General features: G+C 65.9%; 28 protein-coding genes and 1 riboswitch. Of the genes, 10 read left to right on the forward strand and 18 right to left on the reverse strand.

What is annotated here, in order from left to right; genetic code table 11:
• The first annotated feature begins 97 nt into the window (after positions 1-97).
• The 3 genes from AC1D02_RS07105 to AC1D02_RS07115 all read left to right on the forward strand — a co-directional run bounded on the left by AC1D02_RS07105 (position 98) and on the right by AC1D02_RS07115 (position 2,773).
• Complete coding sequence (locus AC1D02_RS07105) at positions 98-1,117, forward strand: NADP-dependent oxidoreductase (protein WP_477315136.1); 1,020 nt, start codon at positions 98-100, stop codon at positions 1,115-1,117.
• Positions 1,118-1,212: 95 nt separating this feature from the next.
• Entirely contained in the window at positions 1,213-2,166 is a 954-nt protein-coding gene (locus AC1D02_RS07110; RefSeq protein WP_477315138.1) for a hypothetical protein, read from the forward strand.
• 13 nt (positions 2,167-2,179) lie between these two features.
• Positions 2,180-2,773, forward strand: a complete 594-nt coding sequence (locus tag AC1D02_RS07115) for a hypothetical protein (RefSeq protein WP_477315140.1) — start codon at positions 2,180-2,182, stop codon at positions 2,771-2,773.
• Here the strand turns inward: AC1D02_RS07115 and AC1D02_RS07120 are convergent.
• The 6 genes from AC1D02_RS07120 to thiC are packed head-to-tail and all read right to left on the reverse strand — an operon-like array spanning position 2,756 to position 8,302.
• A complete protein-coding gene (locus AC1D02_RS07120) occupies positions 2,756-4,012 on the reverse strand; it encodes a D-amino acid dehydrogenase (protein WP_477315142.1) in 1,257 nt (418 codons plus the stop codon). The genes AC1D02_RS07115 and AC1D02_RS07120 overlap by 18 nt on opposite strands.
• Before the next feature lies 1 nt (position 4,013).
• Positions 4,014-4,625, reverse strand: a complete 612-nt coding sequence (gene thiE / locus AC1D02_RS07125; protein WP_477315144.1) for a thiamine phosphate synthase — start codon at positions 4,623-4,625, stop codon at positions 4,014-4,016.
• Positions 4,622-5,377 (reverse strand): bifunctional hydroxymethylpyrimidine kinase/phosphomethylpyrimidine kinase, encoded by a 756-nt coding sequence (gene thiD, locus AC1D02_RS07130; RefSeq protein ID WP_477315146.1) that lies wholly within the window; start codon positions 5,375-5,377, stop codon positions 4,622-4,624. The genes thiE and thiD overlap by 4 nt, the downstream gene beginning before the upstream one ends.
• The gene (locus tag AC1D02_RS07135) at positions 5,374-6,162 is read right to left on the reverse strand and encodes a thiazole synthase (RefSeq protein WP_477315147.1); all 789 of its coding nucleotides are present in this window, start codon (positions 6,160-6,162) and stop codon (positions 5,374-5,376) included. The genes thiD and AC1D02_RS07135 overlap by 4 nt, the downstream gene beginning before the upstream one ends.
• A 14-nt stretch (positions 6,163-6,176) precedes the next feature.
• Positions 6,177-6,380, reverse strand: coding sequence for a sulfur carrier protein ThiS (gene thiS / locus AC1D02_RS07140; RefSeq protein WP_477315148.1), 204 nt, complete (start codon positions 6,378-6,380; stop codon positions 6,177-6,179).
• Positions 6,381-6,388: 8 nt separating this feature from the next.
• Positions 6,389-8,302, reverse strand: coding sequence for a phosphomethylpyrimidine synthase ThiC (gene thiC, locus AC1D02_RS07145; protein WP_477315149.1), 1,914 nt, complete (start codon positions 8,300-8,302; stop codon positions 6,389-6,391).
• A gap of 69 nt (positions 8,303-8,371) precedes the next feature.
• A riboswitch (TPP riboswitch) is annotated at positions 8,372-8,478 on the reverse strand.
• Between the two features lie 164 nt (positions 8,479-8,642).
• On the opposite strand from thiC, the gene AC1D02_RS07150 reads away from it, so the two are divergent.
• On the forward strand, positions 8,643-8,843 hold the full coding sequence (locus AC1D02_RS07150; protein WP_477315150.1) for a hypothetical protein: 201 nt from the start codon (positions 8,643-8,645) through the stop codon (positions 8,841-8,843).
• A 68-nt stretch (positions 8,844-8,911) separates the two neighbouring features.
• Here the strand turns inward: AC1D02_RS07150 and AC1D02_RS07155 are convergent, their stop codons facing one another.
• Entirely contained in the window at positions 8,912-9,040 is a 129-nt protein-coding gene (locus tag AC1D02_RS07155; protein ID WP_477315151.1) for a hypothetical protein, read from the reverse strand.
• A gap of 51 nt (positions 9,041-9,091) precedes the next feature.
• The gene (locus AC1D02_RS07160; RefSeq protein WP_477315153.1) at positions 9,092-9,361 is read right to left on the reverse strand and encodes a hypothetical protein; all 270 of its coding nucleotides are present in this window, start codon (positions 9,359-9,361) and stop codon (positions 9,092-9,094) included.
• A 141-nt stretch (positions 9,362-9,502) separates the two neighbouring features.
• Here AC1D02_RS07160 and AC1D02_RS07165 point away from each other — a divergent pair, with 141 nt between their 5' ends.
• A complete protein-coding gene (locus tag AC1D02_RS07165) occupies positions 9,503-11,071 on the forward strand; it encodes an EAL domain-containing protein (protein WP_477315155.1) in 1,569 nt (522 codons plus the stop codon).
• 3 nt (positions 11,072-11,074) lie between these two features.
• Here AC1D02_RS07165 and AC1D02_RS07170 read toward each other — a convergent pair whose 3' ends face one another.
• Positions 11,075-11,413: an ArsR/SmtB family transcription factor gene (locus AC1D02_RS07170; protein WP_477315369.1), complete on the reverse strand. Its 339-nt coding sequence runs from the start codon at positions 11,411-11,413 to the stop codon at positions 11,075-11,077.
• On the reverse strand, positions 11,400-11,867 hold the full coding sequence (locus AC1D02_RS07175; protein WP_477315157.1) for an SRPBCC family protein: 468 nt from the start codon (positions 11,865-11,867) through the stop codon (positions 11,400-11,402). Before AC1D02_RS07175 ends, AC1D02_RS07170 begins: the two co-directional genes overlap by 14 nt.
• A 188-nt stretch (positions 11,868-12,055) precedes the next feature.
• On the opposite strand from AC1D02_RS07175, the gene mutS reads away from it, so the two are divergent.
• Both mutS and AC1D02_RS07185 read left to right on the forward strand, forming a co-directional pair.
• Positions 12,056-14,710, forward strand: a complete 2,655-nt coding sequence (mutS, locus tag AC1D02_RS07180) for a DNA mismatch repair protein MutS (protein WP_477315159.1) — start codon at positions 12,056-12,058, stop codon at positions 14,708-14,710.
• Positions 14,710-15,666, forward strand: a complete 957-nt coding sequence (locus tag AC1D02_RS07185) for a hypothetical protein (RefSeq protein WP_477315161.1) — start codon at positions 14,710-14,712, stop codon at positions 15,664-15,666. Before mutS ends, AC1D02_RS07185 begins: the two co-directional genes overlap by 1 nt.
• 205 nt (positions 15,667-15,871) lie before the next feature.
• On the opposite strand, the gene AC1D02_RS07190 is transcribed toward AC1D02_RS07185, so the two are convergent.
• On the reverse strand, positions 15,872-16,414 hold the full coding sequence (locus AC1D02_RS07190; RefSeq protein ID WP_477315163.1) for an FKBP-type peptidyl-prolyl cis-trans isomerase: 543 nt from the start codon (positions 16,412-16,414) through the stop codon (positions 15,872-15,874).
• Between the two features lie 81 nt (positions 16,415-16,495).
• Here AC1D02_RS07190 and AC1D02_RS07195 point away from each other — a divergent pair, with 81 nt between their 5' ends.
• The 3 genes from AC1D02_RS07195 to AC1D02_RS07205 all read left to right on the forward strand — a co-directional run bounded on the left by AC1D02_RS07195 (position 16,496) and on the right by AC1D02_RS07205 (position 18,730).
• Complete coding sequence (locus AC1D02_RS07195) at positions 16,496-17,617, forward strand: JmjC domain-containing protein (protein WP_477315165.1); 1,122 nt, start codon at positions 16,496-16,498, stop codon at positions 17,615-17,617.
• Between the two features lie 85 nt (positions 17,618-17,702).
• Positions 17,703-18,182 carry a DUF7931 domain-containing protein gene (locus AC1D02_RS07200; RefSeq protein ID WP_477315167.1) on the forward strand — a complete coding sequence of 160 codons (480 nt, stop codon included), beginning with the start codon at positions 17,703-17,705 and terminating at the stop codon, positions 18,180-18,182.
• 293 nt (positions 18,183-18,475) lie between these two features.
• On the forward strand, positions 18,476-18,730 hold the full coding sequence (locus AC1D02_RS07205; protein ID WP_477315169.1) for a hypothetical protein: 255 nt from the start codon (positions 18,476-18,478) through the stop codon (positions 18,728-18,730).
• 138 nt (positions 18,731-18,868) lie between these two features.
• On the opposite strand, the gene bamC is transcribed toward AC1D02_RS07205, so the two are convergent.
• From bamC to htpX, 7 genes are all read right to left on the reverse strand, one after another.
• Positions 18,869-20,014 (reverse strand): outer membrane protein assembly factor BamC, encoded by a 1,146-nt coding sequence (gene bamC, locus AC1D02_RS07210; RefSeq protein WP_477315171.1) that lies wholly within the window; start codon positions 20,012-20,014, stop codon positions 18,869-18,871.
• Between the two features lie 58 nt (positions 20,015-20,072).
• Positions 20,073-20,957 (reverse strand): 4-hydroxy-tetrahydrodipicolinate synthase, encoded by an 885-nt coding sequence (gene dapA, locus AC1D02_RS07215; protein WP_477315173.1) that lies wholly within the window; start codon positions 20,955-20,957, stop codon positions 20,073-20,075.
• A 71-nt stretch (positions 20,958-21,028) separates the two neighbouring features.
• Positions 21,029-21,625: a class I SAM-dependent methyltransferase gene (locus AC1D02_RS07220; protein WP_477315175.1), complete on the reverse strand. Its 597-nt coding sequence runs from the start codon at positions 21,623-21,625 to the stop codon at positions 21,029-21,031.
• Positions 21,625-22,827, reverse strand: a complete 1,203-nt coding sequence (locus AC1D02_RS07225) for a tryptophan--tRNA ligase (protein ID WP_477315177.1) — start codon at positions 22,825-22,827, stop codon at positions 21,625-21,627. The genes AC1D02_RS07220 and AC1D02_RS07225 overlap by 1 nt, the downstream gene beginning before the upstream one ends.
• Before the next feature lie 4 nt (positions 22,828-22,831).
• A complete protein-coding gene (locus AC1D02_RS07230; protein ID WP_477315179.1) occupies positions 22,832-23,500 on the reverse strand; it encodes a site-2 protease family protein in 669 nt (222 codons plus the stop codon).
• 49 nt (positions 23,501-23,549) lie between these two features.
• Positions 23,550-24,170: an L-threonylcarbamoyladenylate synthase gene (locus AC1D02_RS07235; RefSeq protein WP_477315181.1), complete on the reverse strand. Its 621-nt coding sequence runs from the start codon at positions 24,168-24,170 to the stop codon at positions 23,550-23,552.
• Entirely contained in the window at positions 24,171-25,052 is an 882-nt protein-coding gene (htpX, locus tag AC1D02_RS07240; protein WP_477315183.1) for a protease HtpX, read from the reverse strand.
• Positions 25,053-25,080: the final 28 nt, after the last annotated feature.

Below are 25,080 nucleotides of genomic sequence, written 5' to 3' on the forward strand. Positions count from 1 at the left end.
CTGCGCAGGCATCATGCGTTCCGCGGCCTACCCGGCCGTGGCGCAATTCCTTTGCTGATAAAATGGCTGCCCTATTTCAGCAGCGCGGCCTATTCCCATGAGCTTTCAGAACCGACAGTGGTTTTACGTCAAACGTCCCGACGCGCGCGTCAGCGACGAGCATTACGAGCTGCGCGAGACGGAGCTCGACGGCACGCTGGCGGCCAACGAAGTCATCATCCGCGCGCGCATCGTCAGCGTCGATCCCTACATCCGCATCCAGCAGCACAAGCGCAACACCTACGACGTGCCCCATCCGCTCGGCATCGTCCAGCGCGCCGGCGTGGTCGGCGAAGTCGTGGCGTCCGCCAGCCCGCTGTTCAAGGAAGGCGACTGGGTGTCGGCCTACAGCGGCTGGCAGCTGTACGCCAAGTGCCACCACAGCGAACTGACCAAGCTCGATCCGGCCGCCGCGCCGGTATCGACCGCGCTCGGCGTGCTCGGCATGCCTGGCCGCACCGCGTGGTTCGGCCTGACCGAAGCGGGCAAGCCGCGTCCGGGCGACACGCTGGTGGTGTCCGGCGCGGCCGGCGCGGTCGGCTCGCTGGTCGCGCAGTTCGGCAAGCGCGCCGGCTGCCGCGTGATCGGCATCGCCGGCGGCGCCGCCAAGTGCGCCTTCCTGACCGACACCCTGAAGCTGGACGGCGCCGTCGACTATCGCGCGCATCCGACGGTCGAGGGCCTGCGCGCCGCGATCGAACAAGCCACCGGCGGCGTCGACATCTACTTCGACAACGTCGGCGGCATGGTCACCGACGCGGTGATCCCGCTGATCAAACTGCGCGCGCGCATCATCATTTGCGGCGCGATCGCGCAATACGACGGCGGCCTCGACACGCCCGACCTGGCGCCGCGCTTCCTGCAGCACATGCTGTTCAAGCGCGCGACGATCCAGGGCATCCTGGCGCGCGACTTCACCAGCCGCATGGACGAAATGGTCAAGACCGTGGCGCCGTGGGTCAGGAGCGGCGAGATCGTCTCGCAGGAGACCTACGTCGACGGCTTCGACCAGCTGCCGGCCGCGCTCAACAGCCTGTTCGAAGGGAAGAACCTGGGCAAGCTGCTGGTGCGCGTATAAGCGCGCGCGAAGGAACCCATCACATTTGATACTGTCATACCTGTTCTATAGGTGAGAATATCAGGCAATCGCCCTTGCACAGCATGGAGGTTGGTATGGGAAATTCGAACAGAAGCGAACCCGCCGGCGCGGACAAGCCAGGCTTCATCGGCGGACACCAGAGCCAGCAGGGCAGCCCGGGCAGCGCCGGCGCGCGGCAGTTCGACGCCGCCGGCAACCAGGCCATTTCGGGCGCCGCGCCGCCGCTGGCAACCTCCCCCGCCGGGCCCGCCGCACAAGTGACGCTGGCGCAAGCGCAGGAGATGGCCCTGCGTATCACCACCTTCTTCGAGAGCAGCAAGTCGATGGATTACCAGGCGCTGGCCGACGACTTCGACCTGCAGGGCATGTCTTTCGGGCTGATCCAATGGAACTTCGGCCAGGACACGCTGGGGCCCCTGCTGAACAAGATGCTGGCCGCCGACCAGCCGGCCTTCGCGGCCTGCTTCGCTCCCAGCACCAGATTCTCGGTCCTAAAGTCGGCGCTCGACCGAAACGACCAGCAGGCCCAACTCGACTGGACGCGCGAACTCCAGGCGCGCGACAAGCCGGCATGGCGCGCCGCCTTCCACGCGCTCGGCGCCATCGACCGGTTCAACGCCATCCAGCTGGCCGAGGCGGAGGCCGCCTTCCATCCGCTGGCGATGCAGGCGGTCAGCCAGCTGCGGCTCATCGCGCCGGCGCTGATGGGCGCGGTGCAGTTTCGCAGCTATGCGGCACTGTTCGACCTTTGCGTGCAGCAGAGCGGCCTCACCAAGGCGCTCGACCAGATCAAGCTGCGCGTGAAGAACGAGAAACCGGCCACCCAGTCCGCGCTGCTGAAGATTGCCGTCGTCGAGCGTGCCAGGCGCGGGAAGCCCGGTTTCCAGTCCGATTGCATCAGCCGCCGCATGGGTATCCTTACCGGCGCGCCGTTCGAATCGTCGGAACAAGGCGTCACCAAGAAGCGCGCCAATCCGCAGCTGGTGCTGATCGGACAGTTCGGAGCCGCGCGAGTTGCCGGCATCTGAACGAAGCGCCGCAATGCGCATCCTGCTCCTGGCGGCCGCGATGTCGCTCGCGCTGCCCGCCAGCGGCGCCGGCAAGGTGTCGCGCTTCGCCTGCGCCGGCGGCGTATGCGGCTTCAACGTCGCCGCCAGCCAGGTGCGCGAGGCGCCGTGCAAGGGACAGCCGGTGCTGGTCGCCTACAGCGAATCGAGCGGCGCGACGCTGATCCAGTGCGGCGCGGCCGACGGCACCCGGACCTATCTGTTCGACCGCGGCGCGACCGGCCGCGCCGGACTCGAGCTGGAAGGGACGCGCTTCATCAAATCCGATTTTTTGGCAGAGGCGGCCGAACACGGCGTGCCCGATCGCTTCGGGCCGGTGCCCCTGTGCGCCAGGCCCGGGACTGCGGCCGCGGCGGCCGGGGAATTCGTCCTGGTCGCCAAGGCGCCGGCGCCCGAGGCCGGCGGCGCCTACTGCTACCGCGTGATCCGGGTCGGCGCCGAGCGCGGCGCACTGGCGCTGCGCGCCGACGCCGGCGAGCCGCCCGCATCGGCCGCTACGGCGCACAAAAAATGGCGCAAGCTCGCGGCAAAAGTGCTGCGCCACATCCCGTCAGCTCATCCGCATTGAAGCCTCCAGGTCAGGCGCGCGGCCCGAAACGATGTCGGAGATGACCCGGCCGGAGCCGCACGCCATCGCCCAACCCAGCGTGCCGTGACCGGTATTGAGGTACAGGTTTCGAAAAGCGCTCTTGCCGATGTAGGGCACGCCCGACGGCGTCAAGGGCCGCAGCCCAGCCCAGTATGCCGGCGCGTCGTAGTCGCAGGCACCCGGGAACAGCATCCGCACGCGGCGCGTGATCGCCTCGCAGCGCACCGGGTTCAACGCGCGTGAATAGCCGTTCAATTCGCAGGTGCCGGCCACGCGCAGGCGCGAATCGAGGCGCGAAATCACCAGCTTGTGGCCGTCGTCCGTGAGCGACACGGTCGGCGCCTTGACGGGATCGACGATTCGGTAGGTCGCCGAATAGCCCTTGCCCGGGTAGATCATCAGGCGAATCCCCAACGGCGCCAGCAGCGGCGCCGAAAAACTTCCCAGTGCGACCACGAAGGCATCTGCGCGCAGCCTGGCGTGTCGCCCATCGCTGTCGATAAACTCGACCGCTTGTACCTTGCCGCCCTCCGCGAGCAGGCGCGTCACGCCGGAGTTGTAGCGGAACTCGACGCCGGCCGCCGCGCCGAGCCGCGCAAGCCGGGACGTGAACTTGAAAACGTCGCCGGATTCGTCGCTGGCGGTGAAATCGCCGCCGACGATTTTCTCGTGCGCGCCGGCCAGCGCGGGTTCGATGCGCAGCGCCTCGTCCGCGCTGACCGGCTCCCGCGGGCAGCCTAGCGCGCGCATCGCGGCGGCGGCGCCGGCCGAGCGCGCGAACTCGCGCCGGTCGGTGTAGAAGTGCAGGATGCCGCGCGTCAGATGGTCGTATTCGATGCCGGTCTCGCGCCGCAGCGCCTGCAGGCTGCGGCGGCTGTACTCGGCGATGGCGACGATGCGGCGCAGGTTGGCCGCGACGCGCGCCGGCTGGCATTCGCGCAGGAAGCGCAGGCACCAGCGCCATTGCTGCGGATCGGCGCGCAGGCGAAACAGCAGCGGCGCGTCCTCGCGGCCGAGGGAACCCAGCACCTTGAGCAGGGACGCGGGATTCGCCCACGGCTCGGCGTGCGACACCGATATCTGGCAGCCGTTGGCGAAGCTTGTTTCGAGCGCCGCCCCGCCCTGCCGCTCCAGCACCGTGACTTCATGGCCGGCCTGCCGCAAGTACCATGCGGACGCGGTTCCGACCACGCCGGCGCCCAGTACGATGACTTTCATCTCATCGAGAAAACAGGCGTGAGAACGCGCGCGTCGCGCCGTCGATCGCCGGGGCGCCGTACACGCTGCTGATGGCCGCCACCATGTCGGCGCCGCGCGCCACCAGCGGCGCCGCGTTTTCCGGCGTCATGCCACCGATGACCACGCACGGCAGCGCGATTTCCGCCTTGGCCCAGCTGACGATGTCCGGCGCCGTGGTGACGGGGTACTGCTTGACGCGCGAAGGGTAAAAGCCGCCGAACGCGACGTAGCTCGCGCCGCCCGCCGCGGCGTCGCGCGCCAGTTGCCGGTCGCCATAGCAGGAGGCGCCGACTATCTTGCCGGCGCCAAGCGCCTTGCGGGCCTGCGCCACCGAAGCATCGGTGCCGCCGACGTGAACGCCGTCCGCATCGAGTTCCTGGCACAGGTCGATGAAGTCGTTGACGATGAACGGACGGCCGTGACGGCGGCACAGCGCCAGCAGCAGCGCCGCCTGCTCCCGGCGCAGTTGCGGGCCCGCGCTCTTGTGGCGATACTGCACCAGCGCGGCGCCCGCGCGCAGCGCCTGCTCCGTCCTGTCGACCAGCGCGGCGGTGTCGTCCCAGTTGGGAGTGACGAGGTAAAGGCCTTTCATGGGGATCCCTGCGAAGTAGTTTGAAAGGAGCGCAGCGGAATGCGCTGGCCATCGGCGATCGAATACGATTCCGCCAGCGCTCGGTGACAGTAAGCCTGCGCCGCCGTCAACGCGACCTCGATGGCGTCGCCGCACGCCAGCCGCGCGGCAATGGCCGCAGCCAGCGTGCAGCCGCTGCCGTGAAATTCGCCCGGCAGGCGCGGCCAGCGCCATTCCCGTTCGCCGCCCTCCCCGGTCCAGCGATTGACCACCATCGCGCCATCCGCGTGGCCGCCGGTCACCAGCACGTTGGCGAAATCGTCCGTCAGGACAGACAGCGCGCGCGCTTCCGGCAGGTTCGGCACGATCACCGTCACCAGCGGCAGCAATGGCGCCAGCGCCCCGATCGACGACAGCCCATCGCCGGCCCCGCTCGCGAGGACCGGATCGAGCACCACTGGCAATCCGTGGTTATCGCGGCGCAGTTCGCAGATCAGGGCGGCGATCGCCTCGGCGTTGCCGCGGCTGCCCGGAATGCCGATCTTTACCGCGCCGATCGCGATTTTGTCGATCAGCGCGCGCGCCTGTCGGCTCACCACATCGGCATCCACCGGAAGAACCTCGAACACGCGGTCGTTATCCTGCACCGTGACCGCGGTGATCACCGGCAGCGCATGCGCGCCCAGCGCCGCAATGGCCAGGATGTCGGCGGCGATGCCGGCGCCGCCGCTCGGGTCGGCGCCGGCGAACACCAGAACGGTCGGCCGCGTCACGCGAGGCGCCCTGTCATCGGCGACGAAGGCGAAGCGGCGAATCGCTTGGGGATGCGTCCGGCCAGGTAAGCCTCGCGGCCCGCCTCGACCGCCAGCCGCATCGCGCGCGCCATGCGCACCGGATCGCGCGCGCCGGCGATCGCCGTGTTCATCAGCACGCCGTCGCAGCCCAGCTCCATCGCGATCGCCGCGTCCGACGCGGTGCCGACGCCGGCGTCCACCAGCACCGGCACTTTGGCCTGCTCGATAATCAGCGACAGGTTCCACGGATTGAGGATGCCCATGCCGGAGCCGATCAGCGACGCCAGCGGCATCACCGCGACGCAGCCGATTTCCTCCAGCAGTTTCGCCTGGATCGGATCGTCGCTGCAGTACACCATCACGTCGAAGCCGTCGCGCACCAGCGTTTCGGCGGCGGCCAGCGTTTCGGGCATGTGCGGGAACAGCGTGCGCTCGTCGCCCAGCACTTCCAGCTTCACCAGCTTGTGCCCGTCCAGCAGTTCGCGCGCCATCTGCAGCGTGTAGACCGCGTCCTTCGCGTTGTAGCAGCCGGCCGTGTTGGGCAGGATCGTGTACTGCGATGGCGGCAGCACGTCGAGCAGGCTGGGCGCCTTCGGGTCCTGCCCTATGTTTACGCGCCGGATCGCCACCGTGACGATTTCGGCGCCGGCGGCGTCGGTCGCCTCGCGCGTCTGCGCCAGGTCGCGATATTTCCCGCTGCCGACCAGAAGGCGCGAGCGATAGGTCCTGCCCGCGATTGTCAGTTCCTGGTTCGATTCTTTCATGTCATTCTCCTGGTTCAGCCGCCGCCGATGGCGCGCACCACTTCGATCCGGTCGCCCGGCCGCATGCCGTGCTCGCGCCATTGCTGGCGCGGCACCACGCGGCGGTTGACCGCCAGCGCGAGCGCCTGGTTCGACAAGGACAGCGCGTCGACCAGGTCGGCCAGCGTCGCTTCAGGCGCCACCTGGTGCGGCGCTCCGTTCAAAATAATTTCGGTCATCGCGCGCCTCACTGCTTCTGGTAGATTTCGGCGCCGCGCTTGACGAATTCGACGGCCTTCACCTCCATGCCCTGTTTGAGCGCCGCGACTTCCGAGATCCCCATCCTGCCGGCGTACTCGCGCACTTCCTGGGTGATCTTCATCGAGCAGAAATGCGGGCCGCACATCGAGCAGAAGTGCGCCACCTTGGCCGAATCCTTGGGCAGGGTCTCGTCGTGGAACTCGCGCGCCTTGTCCGGATCGAGCCCGAGGTTGAACTGGTCTTCCCAGCGGAACTCGAAGCGCGCTTTCGACAGCGCGTTGTCGCGGATCTGCGCGCCCGGGTGTCCCTTGGCCAGGTCCGCCGCGTGGGCGGCGATCTTGTAAGTGATGATGCCGTCCTTGACGTCGGCCTTGTTGGGCAGGCCGAGGTGCTCCTTCGGCGTGACGTAGCACAGCATCGCGGTGCCGTACCAGCCGATGGTGGCGGCGCCGATGCCCGAGGTGATGTGGTCGTAGCCCGGCGCGATGTCGGTGGTCAGCGGCCCGAGCGTGTAGAACGGCGCCTCGCTGCACTGCTCCAGCTGCAGGTCCATGTTCTCCTTGATCAGGTGCAGCGGCACGTGGCCCGGGCCCTCGATCATCACCTGCACGTCGTGCTTCCAGGCGACCTGGGTCAGTTCGCCCAGCGTCTTCAGTTCGGCCAGCTGCGCCTCGTCGTTGGCGTCGTAGATCGAGCCGGGACGCAGGCCGTCGCCCAGGCTGAACGACACGTCGTAGGCCTTCATGATTTCGCAGATCTCTTCGAAATGCGTGTACAGGAAGGACTCGCGGTGATGCGCCAGGCACCACTTGGCCATGATCGAGCCGCCGCGCGAGACGATGCCGGTCAGGCGCTTAGCCGTCATCGGCACGTAGCGCAGCAGCACGCCGGCGTGGATCGTGAAGTAGTCGACGCCCTGCTCCGCCTGTTCGATCAGCGTGTCGCGGTAGATCTCCCAGGTCAGGTCCTCGGCCTTGCCGTTGACTTTTTCCAGCGCCTGGTAGATCGGCACCGTCCCGATCGGCACAGGGCTGTTGCGGATCACCCACTCGCGCGTCTCGTGAATGTGCTTGCCGGTCGAGAGGTCCATCACGTTGTCGCCGCCCCAGCGGATCGCCCAGGTCATCTTCTCGACCTCCTCGCCGATCGACGATGTGACTGCGGAGTTGCCGATGTTGGCGTTGATCTTGACGAGGAAATTGCGGCCGATGATCATCGGCTCGACTTCGGGGTGGTTGATGTTGGCCGGGATGATGGCGCGGCCGCGGGCAATTTCGTCGCGCACGAATTCGGGCGTGATCTCGTCGGGGATGCTGGCGCCGAACGACTGGCCAGGATGCTGGCGCCCCATCAGTTCGGCGAGGCGATTGCCCATCGGGCCGGACGCCCGCAGCTGCGCCAGGTACTCCTTTCGCCGCATGTTCTCGCGGATCGCGACAAACTCCATCTCCGGCGTGACGATGCCGCGCCGCGCGTAGTGCATCTGCGTGACGTTGGCCCCGGCGATGGCGCGGCGCGGCTTGCGCTGCAGGTTGAAGCGCATGTCGGCGGTGGCCGGGTCGAGCGAGCGTTCGATGCCGAACGCGGACGAGGGGCCGGCCAGCTCCTCGGTGTCGCCGCGCTCGGCGATCCACGGCGCGCGCGGGCACGGCAAGCCGGAGCGAATGTCGATCTTCACGTCCGGGTCGGTGTACGGGCCGGAGGTATCGTAGACGTAGACCGGCGGGTTCTTCTCGGCGCCGAAGGAGGCGGCGGTGTCGGACTGGCCGATTTCACGCATCGGCACCTGGATGTCGGGGCGGCTGCCTTCGACATAGACCTTGCGCGACATCGGCAATGGACGGATTGCGGCTTCGTCCACCGTCGCGGTGGCGGACAAAAATTTCGGGTTGGCGTTCATGTGGCTCCTTGGTAGCTTCTCGATGGTTTGAGCAGGAGCCAGCAAAGGAGTGAGGCGAGACGGCGCGCGGCCGGTGTCACCATGCTTCCCTTCGCTGGCATTATCCAGATCAGGTTCGGAGGGTATTTCTCACCCGCGCATCGCGTTCGCGACTTGCAGGACCCCTAGCGTTTGCCGTTGTTCGGCACGGACGATTCTAAACGCATTCTGAGCGTTTAGACAAGGTCCAAAAAAATTTAAGTAAGCGGTGTCCTACGCCCGCAGCCGCCGCGCGCCTATTATCTGGCCGACAACGGCAGTGCATGATGGTGCTCAGTTTGTTTCACAACAAGGAGATCACATGAGCAGCAAAGTCAGCAGCGGTCACAATCACACTCACGCCGAGAGCAAGCAGTCCGGCCAGCAGGCGCCAGGCAGTACGCCGCCAGCTTCGCGCAGCGGCGCCACCACTGGCGCGAGTCAGCAGTCCGACACGAGCAAGCAGAGCCAGAAAAGCGACAGCGGCAGCAAGCAGTCTGGGTCGAAGAGCGACAAATCCTGATCCCGATCGCCCAATAAAAAAGCCGACGCTTCGCAGCGCCGGCTTTTTTTATTTACCGCGGCCTGGGTTTAGCAGCAGCCCAGCATGCGCAGGCAGCATTCGACGCTGAGGCAGCAGTCCATGCTCGATGCGGCGGCGGCGGCCGAGACGGCCAACAGGGCAACAGCGGCGCCCACTTTGAACATTTTCGATTTCATCTTCGTTTCCTTGTTGTTTGATTTGAGTTTTCTGACAAAACCAGGATCATCCTAGTCGGGCGGCGTCCAGATCTCTTCCACGTGCGAACCAAGATGCACCGATTCCGATGGCAAGACCGGCGCGCGCATCGACGGTGCGGAAATCTGCTGGGTTACAGCCGCCGCCGCCGGTGGCAGCGGATCGGCGATGCAGCCCATCGTCACGCATTCGGCGACCGGGCAATGCGCGTCCATGCAGCAGATCTTCACGGACGACGCCATCACGGCCGCGCTGTGCAGCACGAAAACCAGGGCGATCAGAAGGAGGCGGATATAACGCATGAGCCGATTCTACCTCTGGGCGCGGCAGCTTGTCACGACATTCGTCTTGTCTAAATTATTATGAAACACGCATAAATGGTGCGTTATGATGGTCTTCAACGCAATCCGGCGCGGAGAAACCATGTCGGCAGGTAGAGCTCCATGAGAAAGAAGCGGGCCGCCATCGCATTGACGCTGGTGGTGGCGGCGTTCGCCGTCGGCGCGCCGGTGCTGCTGGCGATCCAGGAAGCGCAGCGCCAGGGGCGCGCCATCGAAACCGAGCGAGTGCTGGGCTATGCGCGCGACGTGCTGATGCGCACCGACGCCACCGCGGCCCAGGTCGACCGCGGCTTCAAGCTGCTGGAGGCGGCGCGCAACGGGGCGCCGTGTTCCGACGCGAACATCGACCTGATGCGGCAGATCGACGTGACCTCGAGCTACATCCAGGCGATTGGCCATGTCGAAGACGGCCGTATCGCCTGCTCCTCGATCGGCGGCGACCGCAAGGACCTGATGCTCGGCGGCGCCCCGGATTTCGTCACCGCGAACGGTGTGGCGATCTACAAGAACCTGCGCCTTCCCTTTGCCCCGCAGGTGCCGTTCATTGCGCTGGCGCGCAATAACTATGTGGCGATCATCCACAAGGACCTGCCGATCGACACGACCGTCAGCGGCCCCGAAGTGTCTCTGGCGATTTTCCTGTTGGGCGATACCGTTCCCATGGCATCGCGCCATTTCGTCGCCAGCGAATGGCTGCACCGACTGGGGACGCACAAGGCGGTGACGTTCGTCGATGGCCGGCGCCTGGTGGCTGCGGCGCGGTCCGACCGCTTCCTGTATGCCGCCGTCGCGGCGATCCCGGTCAGCGATTCCAACCACAGCACGCGCGAGGCCGCTCAACGCCTGGTGCCGGCCGGAGGGATCGCCGGCCTGATGCTCGCCGCGGCCGTGCTCCTGCTCGCCCGCACCCAGTTGTCGCTGGCGGCAGCGATCAAGACGGGCCTGAAGCGCAATGAGCTGTTTTTGCTGTACCAGCCGATCGTCGACATGGAGAGCGGCGCGTGGGTCGGCGCCGAAGCGCTGATCCGCTGGCAGAGGCGGACCGGCGAGCTGGTGGACCCGAACATCTTCATTCCGATCGCCGAAAAAAGCGGGCTGATCGAGCTGGTCACGCAGCGCGTGCTGGAGCTGGCCGCGCGCGACACCGGCGCATTCCTGCGGGGCCATCCGCATTTTCACCTCGCGGTCAACCTGTCGGCGGCCGACATGCATTCGCCACGGCTGCCGGCGCAGCTGGACGATTTCCTGAGCAAGACCGCGGCGGCGCCCGGCAACCTGGTGGTTGAAATCACCGAACGCGGCCTGCTGAATGTCGAACTGGCGCGCGAGATGCTGCGCACGCTGCGCGCGAAAGGCGTGCGGGTGGCGATCGACGATTTCGGCACCGGCTATTCCGGCCTGTCCTACCTGCAGACGTTGGAGGTCGACTACCTGAAGATCGACAAGAGTTTCGTCGACGCGATCGCGACCGAGGCGCCGACCAGTCACGTGGTCCAGCACATCATCGAAATGGCCAAGAGTCTGAAGCTGAAGCTGACCGCAGAAGGGGTCGAGACCGAGGCGCAGGCACGGTTCCTGCGGCAGCACGGCGTGGAATACGCGCAGGGGTGGCTGTTCGCGAAGCCGATGAAGTTCGTCGACATCGAGCGTGCGCTGGCCGCACGCTCATGACTGTTATGACGACTCGGCAAACCGCTTGAGCTTCCCGAGCGCGACGTCCCACTGCCCGCCGATGATCTCGAGTGCGCGCCGGGCCTCCGCGATGGCCGCCGGCTCCAGATGCCAGAGCCGCTCGCGCCCCAGCTTCACGTCGCGTACCACACCCGCTTCGGCCAGCACATGAAGGTGCTTGGTGACGGCCTGCCGGCTGATGTCGGTGCCGGCCGTGAGCTGCGCGATCGACAAGGCGCTGCCGGCGCACAGCAGCGCGACAAGCTTCAGGCGCGTCGGATCGCCCAGCGCCGCGAATACGCGCGGCACCACGTCGCCGTGCGGGGCGCTAGGCGCCGACATGGCGCACGATGTTATCCATCTGCGCATCCCAGCCGCCGCTGTTCATGCGGAACGCTTCGAGGCGGCGTTCCGCCGGCAGCTGGTCGAAGCCGGATTCCACCACTTTCAGCAGCGTGCCCTGGCCCGGTGCGTCGGCCAGCGTGAAGGTCACCAGCGTCGACTCTTCTGCGGAATAGTCGATCGCCGCATCGACTGCGGCGGGATGCCAGCGGAACGACAGCAGGACTTGCGGCTCGACCCGTTCGACCATCACGTCGAAAGTGAGATGCTCATAGCCGGGATAGGTAATCTGCCCGCGCGTGCGTTGGCCGGGTACGAAAACCTGGCCGGCCAGCTTCGCGCCGAACCAGGTGCCGAATTCCTCGGCGTTCGCCAGGGCTTGCCAAACGCGAGCGCGCGGGGCGTCGATGACGACGCTGCGCTCAATGCAATCGGTGCTCGAAATGCTTTTCATGCTGTTCCTCCTTCTGGTCATTGCGCAACCAAAAGGTTGCATTAACCCAGTATAGGAGGCCTGTCCGTAAAATGCAATCGATCGGTTGCTGGAATCAGGCAGGTTTTTGCTCGGAGCGCCGTGGCGAAAGCGGTAAAATGGCGGGATCATCGCAGGCGCCGCCGCCGCTCCATCCCCATGAAGAATAAATGACCACCGTTCCGACCGAAATCAACGCAGCCGCCATCAAGAACGGCGCGGGCGAAAAACATACGCCCATGATGCAGCAGTACCTTCGACTGAAGGCCGACTACCCGACCATGCTGCTGTTTTACCGCATGGGCGACTTCTACGAGCTGTTTCACGACGACGCCGAAAAGGCGGCGCGCATCCTGGGCATCACGCTGACCGCGCGCGGCGCGTCGAACGGCAATCCGATCCGCATGTGCGGCATCCCTTTCCATTCGCTCGATCCCTACCTGGCCAAGCTGGTCAAGCTGGGCGAGTCGTGCGCGATCTGCGAACAGATCGGCGATCCTGCCACCAGCAAGGGCCCGGTCGAACGCAAGGTGATGCGGGTCGTCACCCCAGGCACCTTGACCGACGCCGACCTGCTGCCCGAGAAGGCCGAGCGCCCGCTGCTGGCGATGTGCATGATCAGCCAACGCAAGGTGGTCACCACCGGCCTGGCGTGGCTGTCGCTCGCGTCCGGCGGCCTGAAGCTGATGGAGTTCTCGGGCGACGCCCGCACCGTCGGCGTGCGCCTGCAGCAGGAGCTCGAACGCATCGCGCCGGCCGAGATCCTGCGCGGCGACACCGGCGACCTGTTCGAAGACAGCGCAATCGCGCACACGCAGACGGTGCCCGACTGGCACTTCGACGTCGTCGGCGGCCACCGCGCGCTGCTCGAGCAGCTCGGCGTGGCCACCCTCACCGGCTTCGGCGCCGACGGCCTGGGCGCCGCGTTCGGCGCGGCCGGCGCGCTGCTGCGCTACGCCCAGTCGACCCAGGGCCGCGGCCTGCAGCACGTAAAAAGCCTGTCGACCGAAACCGAAAACGAATTCATCGGCCTGGACGCGGCCACCCGCCGCAACCTGGAACTGACCGAGACCATTCGCGGCCAGGAGTCGCCTACCTTGTTCTCGCTGCTCGACCACTGCCGCACGGCGATGGGTTCGCGCATGCTGCGCCACTGGCTGCACCATGCGAAGCGTGACCAGGGCGTGGCCCGCTCGCGCCACGAGGCGATCGCCGCGCTGGCCGGCAGCGACACCAGCGGCGCGCTGGCCGCCACGCTGGGCAACGTGCCCGACATCGAGCGCATCACCACGCGCATCGCGCTGCTGTCGGCGCGCCCGCGCGACCTGGCCAGCCTGCGCGGCGGCCTGAAGCAGCTGCCCGCGCTGCGCCGCACCGTCCAGCAAAGCTTCATCGCCGGCGTGCCGGCCGTGCTGGCGGCGATCCACGAGTCGATCGCGACGCCCGAATCCTGCCTCGACCTGCTGCAGCGCGCGGTCGCCGAAGAACCCGCGGCAATGGTGCGCGACGGCGGCGTGTTCGCGCGCGGCTTCGACGCTGAACTCGACGAACTGCGCGGCCTGTCGGAAAACGCCGGCCAGTTCCTGGTCGACCTGGAGACGCGCGAGCGCGCCCGCACCGGCATCGCCAACCTGCGCGTCGAGTACAACAAGGTGCACGGCTTTTACATCGAAGTCACGCACGGCCAGACCGACAAAGTGCCGGACGACTATCGCCGCCGCCAGACGCTGAAGAACGCCGAGCGATACATCACGCCGGAGCTGAAGGTATTCGAGGACAAGGCGCTGTCGGCGCAGGACAAGGCGCTGGTGCGCGAGAAGCTGCTGTACGACCAGTTGCTGGGCGACCTGGCGCCGCACATCGCCTGCCTGCAGACGATCGCGCAGGGCCTGGCGCAGCTGGACACGCTGACTGCGCTGACTCACCACGCGCTGCAGCACAACTGGTGCGCGCCGCAGTTGGTCGCCGAGCCGTGCCTGGATATTCGCGAAGGCCGCCATCCGGTGGTGGAGAACCAGATCGAGCGCTTCATTGCCAACGACTGCTGCTTCTCGAACGAGCGCCGACTGCTGCTGATCACCGGCCCGAACATGGGCGGTAAATCGACCTTCATGCGCCAGGTCGCGCTGATCACGCTGCTGGCTTACATCGGCAGCTACGTGCCGGCGACTTCGGCGACGATCGGCCCGATCGACCGCATCTTCACCCGCATCGGCGCCACCGACGACCTGGCGGGCGGCCGCTCGACCTTCATGGTGGAAATGACCGAATCGGCGGCGATCCTGAACGGCGCCACCGAGCATTCCCTGGTGCTGATGGACGAAGTCGGACGCGGCACCTCGACCTTCGACGGCCTGGCGCTGGCGTGGGCGATTGCGCGCCACCTGATCGACACGAGCCGCAGCTTCACGCTGTTCGCCACCCACTACTTCGAACTGACGCAGCTGCCCGAGAGCCATCCGACCGCATCGAACGTGCACCTGTCGGCGGTCGAGCACAAGGACAGCATCGTGTTCCTGCACGCGGTGCAGGCCGGCCCGGCCTCGCAAAGCTACGGACTGCAGGTGGCGCAGCTGGCCGGCGTGCCGCAGGGCGTGATCAAGGCGGCGCGCAAGCACCTGGCGCGGCTCGAATCGCAGGCGCTCGACACGACGCCGCAACTCGACCTGTTCGCGCTGCCGTGCGTCGAGCCGGACGACGACGTAGCGCCCGAGGCGCCCGGCGCCAGTGATCTGCAGGCAGCGCTGGATGCGATCGATCCGGACGCCCTCACCCCGCGCGAGGCGCTCGATCGGCTGTATCAGTTGAAGCGCCTGTCCGCATAATGGCGCGCCGCCACCAGCTTGCAGCGGTCGCGCTGGCCGTGCTGGCGACGCACGGCGCGTTCGCCGCCGCGCCGAAAAAGGTGGATCCAAACCAGCACCGGTTTGGCGTGATCGGCCACAGCTTCCACAACGGCGGCAGCGAGGCGCGGCTCAAGCAGGCGATCGCCGACGAAAGCGAATCGTCGCTGGCCTTCGTCGTCGTCACCGGCATCAAGGGCGCGGACGAACCGTGCAGCGACAAGCTGTACGCGCAGCGGCGCGAGCTGTTCGACGACGCGCGCCGGCCGATCATCGTGCTGCCGGCCGCCAGCGACTGGAGCGGCTGCAAGAACTCGGCCGGCCGCTCGCTGGCGATCGAACGACTGAACCGGCTGCGCGAAACTTTTTACAGCGAGCCGCATTCGCTGGGCGTGCGCAAGCTGGCGGTGACGCGGTTGTCGGCCAGCGCGAAGTTCCGCAGCTACGCGGAGAACGCGCACTGGCAGGTGGGCGACGTGCTGTACGCGACCATCAACCTCCCCGCCAACAACAACCACTTCCTGCCCGAAGCGGGCCGCAACAGCGAGTTCGAGGACCGCATGGTGGCCAACCGTTTCTGGCTCAATCGCCTGTTTGCGATGGCCAGGCGCGAGAAGCTCGACGCGGTGGTGCTGTTCTCGGAGGGCGACGTCAAGGCGCTGACGCAGCCGACCGGGCTGCGCGCGCTGCTTGGACGCGCCAGCAGCAGCAAGCAGGATGGCTTCGACGAGCCGCGGCGCCAGATCGCGGCGCTGGCGCAGAAGTATCCGGGCAAGGTGCTGCTGATCGATACCGATTCGGCGAAGAAGGGTTCGCCGGACATCGAATGGCGCGGCAACCTGGGGCACTTGAGCCTGGGATCGGGAGCGGTGGAAGTGAAAGTCACGCCGGGAGCGGCGTCGCCGTTCACGCTGAAGAACGCGTCGGACGAGAAGTGATTCTGGAAGGTGGGGTCAGGTCCGGTGGACCTGACCACGGGGTTGACGCAACGGCTTGAATCGCTGAAGTGATAGTGCAGCCGCCGGCGTCAAGAACAGGGTCAGGTCGCGCAGGACCTGGAAGGAGTCGAGCCTTGCAAGGCTCGACCGTTTCGCAGGAGCGAAGCTTCGCTTCACTAAACCCCTGCTACACCCCCGACCCACATCAGTGCACCGGGTGCGAGCGGAACTCGTCGCTGGCATCGCCGTCATCTTCGTCGCCATGGTGGTGGCCATGGGCGCCGTGCACGTGCTCGTGCTGGATCTCTTCTTCGGTCGCCGCGCGCACGTCGATCACCGACAGCTCGAAACGCAGCGCCATGCCCGCCAGCGGATGGTTGCCGTCCAGTACAACCTTGTCGTCGGCGATGTCGGTGACGGTGAAGATCATCGCTTCGTCGTCGGCGTCGGTGCTGTCGGGCATGCCTTCGAACTGCATGCCCACTTCCAGCGGCTCCGGCAGGCGGTTGCGCGGCTCGACCTTCACCAGCGCCGGGTCGTAGTCGCCGAACGCGTCGTCCGGCTCGATCTGGATGGTCGACGAATAGCCGACTTCTTTCCCATCGAGCTCTTCTTCGATCTTCGGCAGCGTGTTCTCGTAGCCGCCGTGCAGGTAGACCATGGGCTGACTGCCATCTTCGATCAGGTTGTTCTGTGCGTCCGACAGCTTGTAGTTGACCGTCACTACCGTGTTCTTGGCAATCTTCATCGCGCTTCCTTTCAGTGTTTTAGCAGACGGATTATACCTCCGCGCCCGCGTTCGCCCATAGCTGCACGGTTATAATGGCGCATGAAAAAAATCCCCCTCCTCGGCGACATCACGCCGGCCCAGTTTTTGCGCGATTACTGGCACAAGAAACCGCTGCTGATCCGCCAGGCCATCCCGGGCATGAAGCCGATCGTGCCGTTCGACGCGCTGGCCAGGATGGCGACCCAGAACTTCGTCGAGTCGCGCCTGATCACCCATTTCGACGGCGAATGGAACATGCAGCATGGCCCCCTGACCGACCTGCCGGCGCGCGACCGCAAGGAATGGACCATGCTGGTCCAGGGCGCCAACCTGTACGACGCCCGCGCCGACGCGCTGCTGCGCCAGTTCCGCTTCATCCCGGACGCCCGCCTCGACGACCTGATGATCAGCTTCGCCTCCGACGGCGGCGGGGTCGGCCCGCACTTCGATTCCTACGACGTGTTCCTGCTGCAGGCGCACGGCAAGCGGCGCTGGCGCATCGGCGCCCAGAAGGACCTGTCGCTAGTGGACGGCATGCCGCTGAAGATCCTCAAGAACTTCAAGCCGCAGGAAGAGTTCGTGCTGGAGCCGGGCGACATGCTGTACCTGCCGCCCCATTACGCGCACGACGGCGTGGCCGAGGGCGAGTGCATGACCTACTCGATCGGCTTCCGCTCGCCGTCCTACCAGGAACTGGGCGAAGCCTTCCTGCAATTCATGGCCGATTCGATCGACCTGCCTGGCCGCTACGCCGATCCGGAGCTGGAGGCCTCGGCCAAGCCGGCCGAGATCCCGCGCCACATGCTCTCGACCATCGCCGATGAATTGAACAAGGTGCGCTTCACCGAAGAAGACGTGACGATCTTCCTGGGCGAGCACCTGTCGGAGCCGAAGCACAATGTGTTCTTCACCGGGCCGGCCAAGCCGCTGACGGTTGGCCGCTTCGGCGAGGCGATCGCCAAGCGCGGCGTGGTACTGTCGCTCAAAACGCTGATGCTCTATCGCGGCAAGCACGTGTTCATCAATGGCGAGTCGTTCGCCGTCGGGCGCGCGGACAAGGCGCTGCTCGATACGCTGGCCAACACGCGCATGCTGTCCGGCGAAGCGCTGGCCGGCGCGTCGGACGATGTGATGGACGCGCTGTACACCTGGTACCAGGACGGCTGGGTGGAACTGGGCTAAGTCCGGCGGCGGCGACCAAAGGCTGGGGTCAGGTCCGGCGGACCTGACCCCGAACTTGACGCTGAGGCCAGCAAAAGGGGGACACATGGATGCACCGATTGCCGTGAAATTCAATTCGCACGCCGAATTCGGCGCGCACTTGCGCGAATGCCTGGCGCGCTCGAAAGGCGTGCTGGAGATGTTCGATCCCGACTTTTCCGTGTTCCCGCTCGGGCAGGCCGACGTCGACGCGGCGCTGCGCCACTTTCTCGCCGCCGGCGGCGCACTGGTGCTGGCGATGCACCGCAGCGCTCATATCGAGCGCGAGTGCCCGCGCTTCCTGCGCCTGCTGCGCGATTACGGCCACCGCGTCGAATGCCGCGCCACGCCGCCCAATCTGCACCAGCTGACCGATTCGTTCTGCATCGGCGACCAGGTCCACATCGTGCGCCGCTTCCACTCGGATCATATGCGCGGCGAGGCGGCGTTCGATAATCCGGCGGCCTGCGAAATCAGCCTGGAACGCTTTGCGGCAATCTGGCTGGAGTCACGCCCCTGCCTCCACCCCACTGTTACCGGCCTGTAAAGGTCGACCGAATTTTGTGGGGAAAACGGCATTTATGCAGGGCGGATCGCTGGCTATAAACATATTGTTACAAAATGAACGTTGTTATCAGCTTAGAAAATTCCATAAAAGCATCTTTCGCCTATTGCGGAGCACCAAATTTCGCTATAATATCGGGTTAGGAAGTTTCCGTTGTCTGTCAAGCACCATCACAGGTACGAAAGCTGACGAGAATATCCTAACGAGCGATAATTACCGGTAATTATTCATCGCAATAACGTTGTCTCTACTTTTGAATTAAAAAAGGAAAACCCATGAAAAAAAATCTGCTGATCATCTCCCTGCTGGCTGTCGCTCTGGCTGCTTGCAGCAAAAAAGAAGAGCCAGTTGTTGTTGCTCCAGCTCCAGTAGTCGAGACCCCAGCTCCTGCAGCTGCTCCAGCCGCTACCCCAGCTGCTGAAGCTGCTGCTGCCGCTTCGTCGGCTGCTTCGGCCGCATCGTCGGCTGCTGACGCTGCTTCGGCTGCTGCTTCGGCTGCTTCGGCTGCTGCTTCGGCTGCTGCGAAGTAATTTGCTCATGGCAAAGAAAGACCGGCCTTCGGGCCGGTTTTTTTACGCCTGTACGTTTGGGGTCAGGTCGCGCCCAACCTGACCCGAACACCCGTAAAAAAACCGGCCTGGGCCGGTTTTTTTATTCCCATGTAAGGGTTACTTCAGCTCGTCGCCCAGCAGCCTGAGGATCTTGGCGCCGGTCGGCGTCGTCTCCGGCTTGCCGTCGTTGGTCTGCACCGTCACCTGGCTGGTCGATGCGCCAGCCGCCGACTTCACCGACACGCGATAGCGCTGCGCTTCTTTTTCCTTGTCGGCAGCCGCGCCGAAGGTGAACAGCTTCTTCAGGAAGCCGGTGGTGCCGGCCAGGTCGGGATCGACGTAGCGCACGAAGTACACGCCGTTGACGCGGTCGCGGTCTTCCACCGTGAAGCCGACGCGGTCGAGCGCCAGGCCGACACGGCGCCAGGCGCGATCGAAGCCTTCGTCCACTTCCACGGTCGAGCCGACCAGCTTGGCGTGGGTCGCCTGCAGCGGCGCGTTCTGCACTGTCGAGGTGACCGCCTTGACGTCCGGCGTGCCGGTCAGGCGGGCGGTCAGCTTGGCCAGGAAAGCCGCTTCCAGGCCCGGGTCGTTCGGACGCGTGGTCCACTGCGGGATCTCTTTTTGCGGGCCGGTCAGCACTTCCTCGGCGCCACGGTGGCTGATGTAGATCTCGGTGCTGCCGTCGGCGGTGCGCTCGAGACGGGTGCGGAACTTGTCGCGGCGGCCGGTGCCGTAAGCCGAGTCGAACACCTTGCCCAGGGTGTTGCGGATGAAGTCCTGCGGGATCTTCGAGCGGTCCTCGGCCCAGTTGGTCTCCATCACACCGGTGGTCGCCGACTCGGTCTCGATCGTGAAGCCGGAATCGGCCCAGAACTCCTTCAGTTGCGGCCACAGCTGCTCAGGGGTCTGCTTGACCACCAGCCAGCGCTGGTTGCCGTTGCGCTCGACCTTGACGGCCGCGTTGCCGACCGCGCCGATCGCGTCGCCGCTGGCCACCACCGCGGGCGCCGCGCCCTTCTGCTGCAGGCCCGACGCCGTGGCGACGCCGCGGCCGTCAGGAATCGCGTAGCGGTTGTCCTTTTGCAGCTGGGTCAGGTCCGGCGGCACGTCGAGCGGGGCGGCCTTCTTGGCGCCGCGGTAGTCGAGCTTGTCGGACTCCATGATGTTGCCAACATAGCTGCAACCGGCCAGGCTTACCATCAGCGCGGAGAGGACGACGCCGCGGGTGGCGGCAGGGGTGAAAGTCTTGCGATTAGTCATGTCGTAATAGGTAAGGGCTAACGGTCAGCGATATCGAAAAATGGTCCAGGCCTTGCGGTCAGGATTGTGGAAGGACGCCCGCTTCGCGCATCGCGGCGCGGACGGTATCGTGGAATTCGGCGGCCAGCGCGACCAGCGGCAGGCGCAGGCCGGCCGGCATCAGGCCCATTTCGGCCATCGCCCATTTGACCGGCACCGGGTTCGGCTCGACAAACAGCTTGGCGTGCAGCGGGATCACCTTGTTGTTGATCTCGACGGCCCTGGCGATGTCGCCCGCCATCGCGGCCACGCACAGCTCGTGCATCGCGCGCGGCGCGACGTTGGCGGTGACCGAGATGTTGCCGGCGCCGCCCATGAACATCAGCGCCAGCGCGGTCGGATCGTCGCCCGAATACACGGCGAACGATTTCGGCGCCAGGCGCAGCAGCTCGGCGCCGCGGCCGATGTTGCCGGTCGCATCCTTCAGGCCGACGATGTTCGGAATGTCGGCCAGGCGCAGCACGGTGTCGTTGCTCATGTCGGCCACGGTACGGCCAGGCACGTTGTACAGGATGATCGGCAGGTCGACCGCTTCGGCGATCGCCTTGAAGTGCTGGTACATGCCTTCCTGGGTAGGACGGTTGTAGTACGGCACCACCACCAGCGCGGCGTCGGCGCCGGCGTCCTTGGCGAACTGGGTCAGCGTGATCGATTCGGCGGTCGAATTGCCGCCGGTGCCGGCGATGATCGGGATGCGCCTGGCGCTGTGCTCGACCGCGAGGCGGATCAGCGCGCAGTGTTCTTCGACGTCGACCGTGGCCGACTCGCCGGTGGTGCCGACGATGACGATGCCGTCGGTGCCTTCGGCGACGTGCCAGTCGATCAGTTTGCGCAGGCCCGGCAGGTCCAGGCTGCCGTCCGCGTGCATCGGGGTGACGATTGCTACTATGCTGCCCTTGATCATAATCTTGTGATGTTGGTGGCCAATAAAAACCTGATTGTAGCGGATACCCTGACCGATTGGTTCATTCTTGACTAGAAGTCATGTTCAAAACGGTCGAGCAAGGCGTTTCTAAGCGGAAAATCGGGGCCGCAAGCGCACAGGCGCTGGATCATGGCCGGTTTCGGGCGCTCGACATAGCCCTCTTCGAACGCCAGCACGCGCAAGCCGGCGGCGCGGGCGATGTCCAGCAGTTCGCCGGGCGCCAGCAGGAAGGCGGGATTCGACGGCTTGCCGAAGGCTTCGTTGCCGATGGCGAAGGTCTCGTAGATCAGCACGCCGTCGGGGCGCAGGCTGGCGGCCAGTTGCGCCATCAGCGGCCGGTGCAGGTAGTTGGTGACGACGATGCCTGAAAAGCGGCCCGGCACCAGAGGCGTCTGCCCAGAAGATGGGGTCAGGTCCGCCGGACCTGACCCCGGGGTTGACGCCGGCTCCAGATCACACTGCATCGTAACAATGCCCTCGCCCGCCGCTTGGGCCAGCGCGTCCGCATCGCGGTCCACCGCCAGCACCGCATGCCCCAGCGCCGCGAAATGGCGCGCGTGGCGCCCCGTCCCGCACGCCAGGTCGAGCACCTCACCTTCCGGCACGACCGGCGCCCAGCGCGCCACCCACGGAGATACTTGACTCATCAAGTATATGCCAGGCCCATGGCCTCGCGCACGTCGCGCATGGTTTCCTGCGCCAGCTTGCGGGCCTTGTCGCAGCCGTCGGCGACGATCGCGCGCACCAGCGTCGGATCGTCGAGGTACTGCTGCGCGCGTTCGTGCATCGGCTGCTGTTCGGCGACGATAGCGTCGATCACCGGCTGCTTGCATTCGATGCAGCCGATGCCGGCCGTGGTGCAGCCCTTGACCACCCAGTCGCGCGTGGCGCCGTCCGAATACACTTCGTGCAGCTGGAACACCGGGCACTTGTTCGGGTTGCCGGGATCGGTGCGGCGCACGCGCGCCGGATCGGTCGGCATGGTGCGCACCTTCCTGGTGACCGACTCCTTGTCCTCGCGCAGCGCGATCGAATTGCCGTAGCTCTTGCTCATCTTGCGCCCGTCCAGGCCCGGCAGGCGCGAGGCCACCGTCAGCCTGGCCTGCGGCTCGACGAGGATCAGCTTGCGGCTGCCTTCGAGGTAGCCGAACAGGCGCTCGCGGTCGATGTTCGACAGGCTGCCGGCGTCCTCGAGCATGGCGCGCGCCTGGTCCAGCGCCTCATCCTTGCCCTCCTGCTGATATTCGGTGCGCAGCTCCGTGTACAGCTTGGCGCGCTTGCTGCCAAGCTTCCTGACCGCCTCGATCGCCTTCTCCTCGAAGCCCTTTTCCTTGCCGTACAGGTGATTGAAGCGGCGCGCGATCTCGCGCATCATTTCGATATGCGGCACCTGGTCGTCGCCAACCGGCACCTGGCTGGCGCGGTAGATCAGCACGTCGGCCGCCTGCAGCAGCGGATAGCCGAGGAAGCCGTAGGTGGCCAGGTCCTTGTTGGCCAGGTTGTCGATCTGGTCCTTGTAGGTCGGCACGCGCTCCAGCCAGCCGAGCGGCGTGGCCATCGACAGCAGCAGGTGCAGTTCGGCGTGCTCCGGCACCTTGGACTGGATGAACAGGGTTGCCTGCGACGGGTCGACGCCGGCGGCCAGCCAGTCGACCAGCATGTCCCAGGTGCTGCGCTCGATGATGCTCGGGTCGTCGTAGTGCGTGGTCAGCGCGTGCCAGTCGGCCACGAAGAACAGGCAAGGCTGCTCGGCCTGCATCCTGATCCAGTTTTTCAGGGCGCCATGGTAGTGGCCAAGGTGCATGGTGCCGGTGGGACGCATGCCGGAGACGACGCGATCGGGGTACATAGGATTAGCTCAAAAGGTAAATCAAAGGGGTGGCCATGAGAAACGCCAAATCGCGCGTCCACTGCGCCATCGACAGGATCACCGGATCGAGCACGTGCGTGACAAGCAGGCCAAGCAGGATGAAGATGCCGTACGGTTCGATCTTGTAGTACTGCGCCGCCAGGCGATTGGGCAGGATGCTCGCGACGACCCTGCTGCCGTCGAGCGGCGGAAGGGGAATCAGGTTGAATGCGCAGATCATGGCGTTGACCATCAGCCCGGCGCGTGCCACGGCATAGGGATAGGCTTCACTGACATGGGTCGCCGCCAGCAGCAGCGCGAACACCACCCAGCCGAACGCCATCGCCAGGTTCATCAGCGGGCCGGCCAGCGCCACGAACGCCATCTGCTTTTTCGGGTTGCGCAGGCGGCTATAGTCGACCGGCACCGGCTTGGCATAGCCGAACAGCATCGGGTAGCCCATTTTCGAACTGGTCATGAACACCAGCGCCGGCAGCAGGATGGTGCCGATCGGATCGATGTGGCGCAGCGGATTCATGCTCATGCGCCCGAGCGCGTAGGCGGTATTGTCGCCAAAATATTTGGCGGCGTAGGCGTGCGCGGCTTCGTGCAGGGTGATGGCAAAGATGACCGGCAGTGCGTAGACGGCGATCGCCTGGATGATTTCGTTCATGAAGTCGATTCTATCAGAGCGGGGCGCGCGGCCCCGCGGGTGGAAGGAGTTACAGGCCGAAGACGGCGGCGTCGCCGCGGCCCTGCCGGATCAGCGTCGGCTCGTCGGAAGTGAGGTCGATCACGGTGGTCGGCTCCATCGGGCACGGGCCGCCGTCGATGATCAGGTCGACAAGCTTGGCGAGGCGCTCGCGGATCTCGTCGGGGTCGTTGAGCAGTTCACCGTCCGGCATGATCAGGGTCGAGCCGATCAGCGGCTGGCCCAGTTCTTCCAGCAATGCGTTGGTAACGGGATGCTCCGGCACGCGCAGGCCGATGGTCTTGCGCGACGGGTGCGACAGGCGCCGCGGCACTTCGCGCGTGGCCTCGAGGATCACGGTGAACGGCCCCGGCGTGGCCGACTTCAGAATGCGGAACTGGCGGTTGTCGACGCGCGCGTAGAGCGCGATCTCGGACAGGTCGCGGCACATCAGCGTCAGGTGCTGCTTCTCGTCGATGCCGCGGATGCGGCGCAGGCGCTCCACCGCGGCCTTGTCGTCGAGGTGGCACACCAGCGCGTAGCAGGAGTCGGTGGGCAGCGCGACGATGCCGCCGCCGTGGATGATCCCTGCTGCCTGCTTGATCAGGCGCGCCTGCGGATTATCCGGATGGATCTGGAAGAACTGGCTCATTTAAGCGCGCAGTCCCTGCAGTGCGGCGATGCGCTGCTCCATCGGCGGGTGGGTGGCGAACAGCGCGCCCCAGCCGCTGTTGCCGCCCGAGATCCCGGACGCCGCCATGCTTTGCGGCAGTTCGCCCGGATGCAGGCCGGCCAGGCGGGCCAGCGCGTGCTGCATCGGCACCGAATTGCCCAGCAGACTGGCCGAACCGGCGTCGGCGCGGAATTCGCGCTGGCGCGAGAACCAGGCGACGATGATCGAGGCCAGGATGCCGAAGATGATTTCGCAGACGAACACGGTGACCATGTAGCCGATGCCGGGGCCGCGGTCGCTGCCGTTCTTCAGCAGCACCTTGTCGACGAAGAAGCCGACCACGCGCGCCATGAACACGACGAAGGTGTTGACCACGCCCTGGATCAGGGTCAGCGTGATCATGTCGCCGTTGGCGACGTGGGCGATTTCGTGGCCGAGCACGGCTTCGACTTCTTCCCGCGTCATGCCCTGCAGCAGGCCGGTGGACACCGCCACCAGCGCGGAATTCTTGAAGGCGCCGGTGGCGAAGGCGTTCGGCTCGCCGTCGTACACGGCCACTTCCGGCATGCCGATCCGGGCGCGCTCGGCCAGCTGGCGCACGGTGTTGACCAGCCACAGCTCGGTCGAGTTGGACGGATTGTCGATCACGCGCGCGCCGGTCGACCACTTGGCCATCGGCTTACTCATCAGCAACGAGACGATCGAGCCGGTGAAACCGACCACCAGCGAGAACACGGCGAGCTGGCCGACGTTGATGCCGGCGCCGGTCACTGCGCGGCCCACGCCGAGCACATTCAGCACGAGCGTCAGCACCAGCATCACGGCCAGGTTGGTGGCGAGGAACAGGACGATGCGTTTCATTCTTATTGGCTCCGGGGAATAGCGAGGT

It is taken from the genome of Massilia sp. P1_C10, from assembly GCF_056406475.1.